The organism is Neorhizobium huautlense (assembly GCF_030811685.1).
GTDB classification, from domain to species: Bacteria; Pseudomonadota; Alphaproteobacteria; order Rhizobiales; family Rhizobiaceae; genus Neorhizobium; species Neorhizobium huautlense_A.
Genome location: NZ_JAUSRF010000002.1, coordinates 445,448 through 452,705 on the forward strand (window position 1 = coordinate 445,448; position 7,258 = coordinate 452,705).

At 58.4% G+C, this 7,258-nt stretch carries 8 protein-coding genes; 2 read left to right on the forward strand and 6 right to left on the reverse strand.

Annotated elements, in window-relative coordinates; translation table 11 throughout:
• Positions 1-353: 353 nt before the first annotated feature.
• Positions 354-1,772, forward strand: coding sequence for a M20 family metallopeptidase (locus J2T09_RS04740; RefSeq protein WP_306831633.1), 1,419 nt, complete (start codon positions 354-356; stop codon positions 1,770-1,772).
• Positions 1,773-1,847: 75 nt separating this feature from the next.
• On the opposite strand, the gene rcdA is transcribed toward J2T09_RS04740, so the two are convergent.
• From rcdA to J2T09_RS04755, 3 genes are all read right to left on the reverse strand, one after another.
• Positions 1,848-2,357: a protease adaptor protein RcdA gene (gene rcdA, locus J2T09_RS04745; protein WP_306831635.1), complete on the reverse strand. Its 510-nt coding sequence runs from the start codon at positions 2,355-2,357 to the stop codon at positions 1,848-1,850.
• A gap of 358 nt (positions 2,358-2,715) precedes the next feature.
• Complete coding sequence (locus J2T09_RS04750; protein WP_306831637.1) at positions 2,716-2,907, reverse strand: DUF1192 domain-containing protein; 192 nt, start codon at positions 2,905-2,907, stop codon at positions 2,716-2,718.
• A 33-nt stretch (positions 2,908-2,940) separates the two neighbouring features.
• Complete coding sequence (locus J2T09_RS04755; RefSeq protein WP_306831639.1) at positions 2,941-4,233, reverse strand: MFS transporter; 1,293 nt, start codon at positions 4,231-4,233, stop codon at positions 2,941-2,943.
• Positions 4,234-4,445: 212 nt separating this feature from the next.
• Between J2T09_RS04755 and J2T09_RS04760 the strand changes: the two genes are divergently transcribed.
• Complete coding sequence (locus tag J2T09_RS04760; RefSeq protein ID WP_306831641.1) at positions 4,446-4,607, forward strand: hypothetical protein; 162 nt, start codon at positions 4,446-4,448, stop codon at positions 4,605-4,607.
• A gap of 9 nt (positions 4,608-4,616) precedes the next feature.
• On the opposite strand, the gene J2T09_RS04765 is transcribed toward J2T09_RS04760, so the two are convergent.
• The 3 genes from J2T09_RS04765 to J2T09_RS04775 all read right to left on the reverse strand — a co-directional run bounded on the left by J2T09_RS04765 (position 4,617) and on the right by J2T09_RS04775 (position 6,808).
• Positions 4,617-5,540 carry a PhzF family phenazine biosynthesis protein gene (locus tag J2T09_RS04765; RefSeq protein WP_306831644.1) on the reverse strand — a complete coding sequence of 308 codons (924 nt, stop codon included), beginning with the start codon at positions 5,538-5,540 and terminating at the stop codon, positions 4,617-4,619.
• A 145-nt stretch (positions 5,541-5,685) separates the two neighbouring features.
• Complete coding sequence (locus tag J2T09_RS04770; RefSeq protein WP_306831646.1) at positions 5,686-6,087, reverse strand: hypothetical protein; 402 nt, start codon at positions 6,085-6,087, stop codon at positions 5,686-5,688.
• 31 nt (positions 6,088-6,118) lie between these two features.
• On the reverse strand, positions 6,119-6,808 hold the full coding sequence (locus J2T09_RS04775) for a hypothetical protein (protein ID WP_306831649.1): 690 nt from the start codon (positions 6,806-6,808) through the stop codon (positions 6,119-6,121).
• Positions 6,809-7,258 lie beyond the last annotated feature (450 nt).

The window sequence follows — 7,258 nt, forward strand, 5'->3', positions numbered from 1 at the left end:
CAGCGAAAGCAGATGCGCATTGCCAGGGCGCACCGGGGAGGATGGGCCGCTCCGGCCTTTAGGCGAAGGCCTCGCTGCTGAACTGGAGATGATCTATGTGGTTCATCCCATTTAGTATCACTCTGACGGTAAGGAAAACCCGCACGACCTGGCTGGTATCCGTGCGGGTCCAATTCCTTGCCTAAGAGACGGGAGGCAGGGCTTGCGCTCTGTCTCCTGCTCCAGAAATATAAGCGCTTGCCGGGTTTTCGGCAAGTGTGGCCGAACCACGGTCCTCGCGCTCGATTTCCGCTGGCCTTCGATCCTTTCGCGACGCTACACTCTCCACAACCAAAACAACACGGAGCGGGACGATGGATGCGGCGAACACACGTCAGTCGAAGGCCGGTGAGCGTGAGGCGGTTATTTCCCGCGCCGAGACCTATTTCGATGATGGCCGCTTTCTTGCCGACCTGACCCGCCTTGTCGCCATTCGAAGCGAAAGTCAGGATCCGTCCAAGGCGCCGTTCCTGATGGACTATCTCACCGATGCCATCGAGCCGATGTTGCGGGAGATGGATTTTCACACGCAGATTTTTGACAATCCGCTGCCCGGCGGTGCGCCGCTGCTTGTCGGCTCTCGCATTGAGGATCCGGCGCTGAAGACGGTGCTGATTTATGGTCATGGTGATGTATGCAACCCGCAGGAAGGCGCCTGGCGGGAGGGGCTTTCGCCGTTTGATGTGGTTGTGGAAGGCGACCGCATCTACGGGCGTGGCACCGCCGACAACAAGGTGCAGCATCTCATCAATTTTCGCGCCCTTGGGTTTCTGCTCGCCGAGCGCGGAAAGCTCGGCTTCAACGTCAAGGTGATCGTCGAGATGTCGGAGGAGACAGGTTCGGCTGGCTTGCGCGAGTTTTTCCGCGCAAACCGGGAGCTTCTCAGCGCCGATGTGCTGATTGCCTCCGACGGGCCGCGTTTGCAGGCCGACACCGCCACCGTGTTCATGGGCTCGCGCGGGGCGCTAAATTTTGAACTCGTCGCCGATTTTCGGCCGGGTGCCTATCACTCCGGTAATTTCGGCGGGCTGATTTCCGACCCGGCCATCGTGCTTCTGCATGCGATTGCCTTGATCACCGATGTGCGCGGACAGATAAGGGTGCCGGAATGGCGACCGACCTCTCTGACATCAGATGTTCGCGCAGCGCTTGCCGGTCTGCCGATGGGCAGCGACGGTCCTCCGGTCGAAGAAAATTGGGGCGAGGAGGGGCTGACACCGGCCGAGCGTGCCTTCGGATGGAACAGTTTTGCCGTGCTCGCCATGACCAGTGGTGTGCCGGATTGTCCGGTCAATGCCATTTCCGGCGTGGCGCGGGCCACCTGCCAGCTGCGTTTTGTGGTTGGTACCGAGCCGGAAGACATTCTGCCCGCCCTGCGCCGGCATCTGGATTCCCATGGTTTCGAGAGAGTCGAGCTGCGCGCCACGCGTGGCGAAGCGTTTCGGGCGACACGTGTTTCACCGGATCATCCGTGGGTACGGCTGGTGACCGAATCGCTGGAGCGGACAGAGGGCAAGCCACCGCATGTCCTGCCCAATCTGGCCGGTTCTCTTCCCAATGACGCGTTCTCCGAAATTCTCGGCCTGCCCACCGTCTGGGTGCCGCATAGCTATGGCGGCTGCTGCCAGCATGCGCCGAACGAACATGTGCTCGGCTCGTTGTCGAAATCCGCCTTGCGCAACATGGCCGGCATTTTTGCCGATATCACTGAGCGCGGCGGACCCGGGGAATAACCAAGGATTCAGCATAAAAAAAAGCGGACCGAAGTCCGCTTTGAAAAATTTGTGCTTGGATGCGTAGAAAGTGGATCAGTTCGAAAACGCGGTGCTCAGCAGGTTCAGCTGGGCGCGCACGCCGTTTTCGTTGTCGGGAAGCTTGGCTTCACCTGGACGGTAGATCTCGCGATCAAGAATGGCGATACGGTTCTGCAGGCGCAGCGAGCGTTCGACCAGATCACGGAAACCTTCCGGAAGATCATTCCAGCCCGGAGCGTTGCGATCGACGTTAAAGCCGTCGAGGCGAACCTTGCTCTTTTCGGAAATCACCTGATCCCGGCTCATCTCGCCATTGTTGACCGCACGCTGCAGCAGAAGCCAGGAGGCCATCTGCATCAGGCGGGTGGTCAGCCGCATGGATTCGGCTGCATAAAGCACCGATGCCATGCGCGGCAGAACCTTGGACGCTGCGCGGCCCGTGCCATCCAGGTAACCGGCGGTTTCTTCCACCAGCGACATACCTTCAGAATACAGAGACTTGAACTGCGAGGACGAAGCTGCGCGGCCTGCGAAACTGACGGTATTCAATACCTGTTCTGACATGGGGTAAATCCTGCTAACGCATCAACTTGATCAGGCAATGACGAAGGAGGCCCAAAGGTTCCGCCCTCGTCTGTCTTCCGCATCAAGATGGTACTGATAGCTTAAAACCGCAAGCCAATTCTTAAGGAAGGGTTAATTCCCACAGGATAGCTGCGTAAACCCAAAAAAAAGAGCCGCAAAGGCGGCTCTCAAGGTAAAACAGGGAGAAAATCAGACCCTTTCACCAAAGGGAAAACCGTCTGACACCAGAAGAACTGGATGTGGATAGTAATGAATTAGAATGCTTAATATTCGGTTAAAACAGCCGAATTTAATGTTATTTTTATCAATTATTCTGCTCCACGACTGACTATCCGGTTCAGGATTTGAAGAGGCTTTCCGCTGCCGCCTTGCCTGATGCCTTTCTGGCCTTTTCCGCCTCCAGCCTTGCTATTTCCTCGCGCAGCAGCGTTACCCGCTTGTCGAGTTCATCGACGGACAGGGTGGAGAGGTCCTGGCCGACCTCGTGGGCCAGCGGTTTTTTCGGGCGGTCGTCATCAAGAAAGGTCATGGTGTCCTCCCGTTTGACCTTGTGATTCCAGTGTCAGGCCGTGGCGCGGCGTTGTTCTTCAGTCGCATCGCTGCCGGCTTCAACATTGGCGCTGGCGCGCGGATCAAGCGCCAGGCCCTCCGGCGTGCCGAGCAGGGCATTGCCGGCCGGCGCGGTCGTATAGGTGTCGCGTTCATCGACCGGCACGGCCGCACGGATGCGGCTGCGAATGATCGCGTAAACCGAAATGAGTATATGCGCACCGGCCGTGACAGCAAACAGGGCGTAAGGCCCAAGTGCCGTCATCACCGGGCCACCGAGAGTTGGGCCGATGATCGTTCCGATGCCGAACAGGAGAAGCAGGCCGCCGGACACCTTTACGAAGTCTTCGGGCGCCGCAAAGTCATTCGCATGGGCAACGGCGATCGGATAAAGCGCGTTCGCCATGGCGCCATAGATGGCGACCAGAATGATGATGGCCGTGACATTGTTGGGCTGCACGATGAGCAGGATAAGTGCCGCGAGCGCGGCGGCTGCCGAAAGGCCGGCCAGAACGTGACGGCGGTCCATACGGTCGGAGAGGCGGCCGGCCGGAAACTGCATGATGGCGCCGGCAAAAATGGTGATCGACACCATGGCGGCGATCGAGGTTTGGTCCAACCCGGCACGGGCGCCAAAAACCGCGCCGAGCGTGCCATAGGCGCCGTTGGCAATACCGATCAGCAGGATGCCGATGAAGGAAATCGGCGAATGGGCGTAAAGGCTCGGCAGATCCAGCCGCACACGTTTGAGCGGTTGCGGCGAGGCCGCCTTGGAGAGCGTGGTCGGCAATTGCGCCACGCAATAAAGAATGCCGCAGAGCATGAAGAGAAGCGGCGTCGAGACATCCGCGAACATCACCATCATCTGGCCGCCGACCACGCCGAACAGGGTGATGGCGATATAGAAGGAGAAGATCGCGCCGCGACTTTCATTGGTGGCGCGTTCGTTCAGCCAGCTTTCGATGATCATCGAGGTGCCGGCAGTCGAAAAACCGGTGATGGCGCGCAAGGTCAGCCATGCCGTCTGGTCGACCAGAATGCCGGTCAGCAGCACATTCAAACAGATGAGGCCGAGAAAGCCGGAAAAGGCGCGCACATGGCCGATGCGCCTGACGACATTGGGCGCCACGAAACAGCCGACCACAAAACCGGCGGCCCAGGATGTGCCGAGAAAACCGAGTGCTTCGTTGGAATAACCTTCCAGCGAACCGCGCAGGGGCAGGAGAAGGCCCTGCAAGCCATTGCCGAGAAAGAGGAAAAGCGTGCCGGAGAGAAGGGCGAGGACAGGCAGAAGATTGCGTCTCATGCGTATGTTCGACCGTACTGTTCGTGTGTCAGCACGCCCGACCGTCTAAGCTGGTCGGGCAGCGAATGGAGGGCTGCCGGACTATAGGTTCGGAGTTATGAAAAAAGTCGTTCCGAATCCCGCTGCCTGAGCCTATCTGTGGTCGATCCAAAAAATGTCCAGCCTGTGGCGGGCACGCAAGAAATGCTGGTTTGCAAGAAATGCTGGTTTGAATGACGAAGATAATCGGACTGCTGCTTCTGGCCGCCATGGTGGTGCAGATCATCAAGCCGCTCGGCCTGCCGGGGCTGAAGCGGCGTGCCGATTTCTGGAAGCTGGCCGTGCTGGCCTTCGTGCTGTGGGCGGTGACGCTGCTGCTCCGAGATTTTACGTGAACCGCTCTTTCAGCAATCCAGTTCGCCGCGCATCACCATGGCGCAGCTCCCGCCGACCAGAACATCGCTGACCTTGCCGGCGCGCTTCGTGACCTCAAGCTGGATGAGGCTGCGGCGGCCCATTTCCACGCCCTGTTCGATGGTGATGGCAGTCGTGCCGTCTGGCTCAAGATCGCTGCTGGTTTCGACCAGATAGGCGGCAAGGGCGGCCGAGGCGCTGCCGGTGGCCGGGTCTTCCGGCACGTTGTCGAGCGGCGAAAACATGCGGGCGCGAATATGCCAGGGGCGGGATGGGTCGCGGACATAAAGGAAGATCGGGAAATCGAGGCCCTCTCCGGGATATTTTTTCGCCGCCGTCTTGAATGCAGCCAGATCGGGCTGCGCTCTTCCGAGCGCCTCCAGCCCATCCAGTTCGGCAAACACGAATGCCAGCCCGACCGATGCGTATCGCGGCTGGTGATTTTCCGTGCGGATGTTTTCGGGATCGAGCGACAGGCAATCGGCGACGCTTTGCACATCCACCGTGCTGCCGGTGCTCAGAGCCTGCGGCGCGCGGATGGAGGCAGCCGTCACCTTGCCGTTTTCGCGTTTCAGCGCCACTTCGACAAGACCGGCCTTTTCCTCGAAACGCAGTGTCTCGCCCACCGGCCTGCCAAAGATTTCGGCCTGCTGGCCAAGTACATAAGCGGTGCCGACATTGGGGTGGCCGGCAAATGGCACTTCCATCGTGGGGGTGAAGATGCGCACCTGCGCGCTGTTTTGCGGATCCTGCGGCGGCAGAACGAAGGTCGTTTCGGAATAGTTGAATTCCGTGGCGATGGCCTGCATGTCCGCACTGCTCAAACCCTGCGCATCGAGAATGACGGCGAGCGGATTGCCGGTGAAACGCGTCTGCGTGAAAACATCGAGGGTGACATAACGGACGGTCGGCATGGGTATTCTCCCGCGGATTTGACGTTTGTCAGTCATGACTAGCGGGGAGAGGGTTGGACGACCAGCCAAAGTTTGTGATGGCGTCCATCAGCGAAATGGGGGGTGGCGGTGAGATCCACACGTTCCCAAGCGAATGCCAGCCGCTTTAGCAATAAGATCTCGCTACATAAATGATCTCAAATCCGCCAGTCCCGGTTTCCACCACGATCTGCAGTTCATTTGAAAGGCAGATGAGATTCTCTTCATCGGAGGTCTTCCGTATTTCCGAGACGCTCAGATCGTACCGTGCGAGGCAGGCCATCAGATCCTCTTGTCCGGTGATCCCCAACCTTCGGGCAAGTCCTCTCAAATGGATCCAGATCCTGCCGGTCTTGTAACCAGTCTCCCACCAGATTTCCCACCGAAGCTGATTATGAAGTATTACGTCATGCTGATTATGGGAATCGAGGTGATAGTCGCTGCGTCGGACCTTGCCGAGCACGTCATCGAACATGTCGTCGTTGGTGATGCCGAATATGGTTCCGGTTCTCAGAAACTCTGCAAGCATGTTACTCCCGGTGCTTCCGCTGTACATCGCCTTATTTAAACGAGAATTCGACGAATTGATCGAGTTCGTGCGCAGGCCTGTAGGGGGCAAGGCGCACTGTCACTGAGCGCTCCTGAAAATTCGGATTGGTCCTCGGCATCGGATAAACCTTTCCCGATGGCGACGTGATGCTGAAGGAGAAGAGAGAAACCGCAATATTGTCGAACGCCGCCTCGGTGGAATTGTATCGACCGGGCGCTCCATTGGCGCACTCGAACAACGCCAGAACCTCGCGGGCGTCGAGTGAGAAGACCCGCTGCCCCGCAAAATGGGCCTCTGTATGTCCGGCTTCGACGGCAACGCCATCAAGTCTGTTGTCCTGATATTCGAGCAGGACCGGCACGCGCCCCTTCGTCAGGTTCTGTGAAGCCCGGTTTTCGAGATCTCGTGCGGACTGTCTGAGGATTTCAATTGTCTCGTCCGACAAAGATGAGCGATTAAGGGCGATCATTTCCTCGATCGCGGCGGGCTTTTCGGCATAGGTAATGAGGCTACCCTGTTCACCGTAGACAGGGGCAAACGCGGCGACTTCATCTGCAGAAAGGCCAAAAGTGAGGCGCCCTATTCCATGGTGGGGGGCGATCAGCCAATCGGCATTCATGTCTTCACCTCGTGCATGACGCGGACCGGCAACCGGTGTCAGGGTCGCCAGCAAAAGGGTGAGAAAAGACCGCCGTATCATCCAGCCTCCCGTTCAGTTCCGGACTTTGGAAAGACACATAAAGCACGTCGCAGCTTTATTCCATCGAGGGGACGCAGCCGATTTTCATGGCCGCCATGTCGCAGGATGGTTGTCGACCGCAACTCGGCGATCGCGCTCATGCATGGTCATTTATGCTTGTGGCTGTTCCTGACACTCAAGAAGCATGACGACGCCCCAAAACACACAAAAGCCGCCTGTTTCCAGGCGGCTCAGACCGCTGACAAACCCCGTCATTTTTTGGCGGGGTTTTGTTTTATGCGAACCACCGGGTTTGCCGGCCGCGTTCGAATGAGGCAATGAAGATCCTTCTGCCTCATGCCATGGCTGGCTGAGTGGCCCTTGTGAGGGCGATTGCGATCTTCTTGATGTTCTGGGCTGCGGCTGCCATGAGGCATTGGCATGCGACACGCGTCAGACTTCGGAATTTGG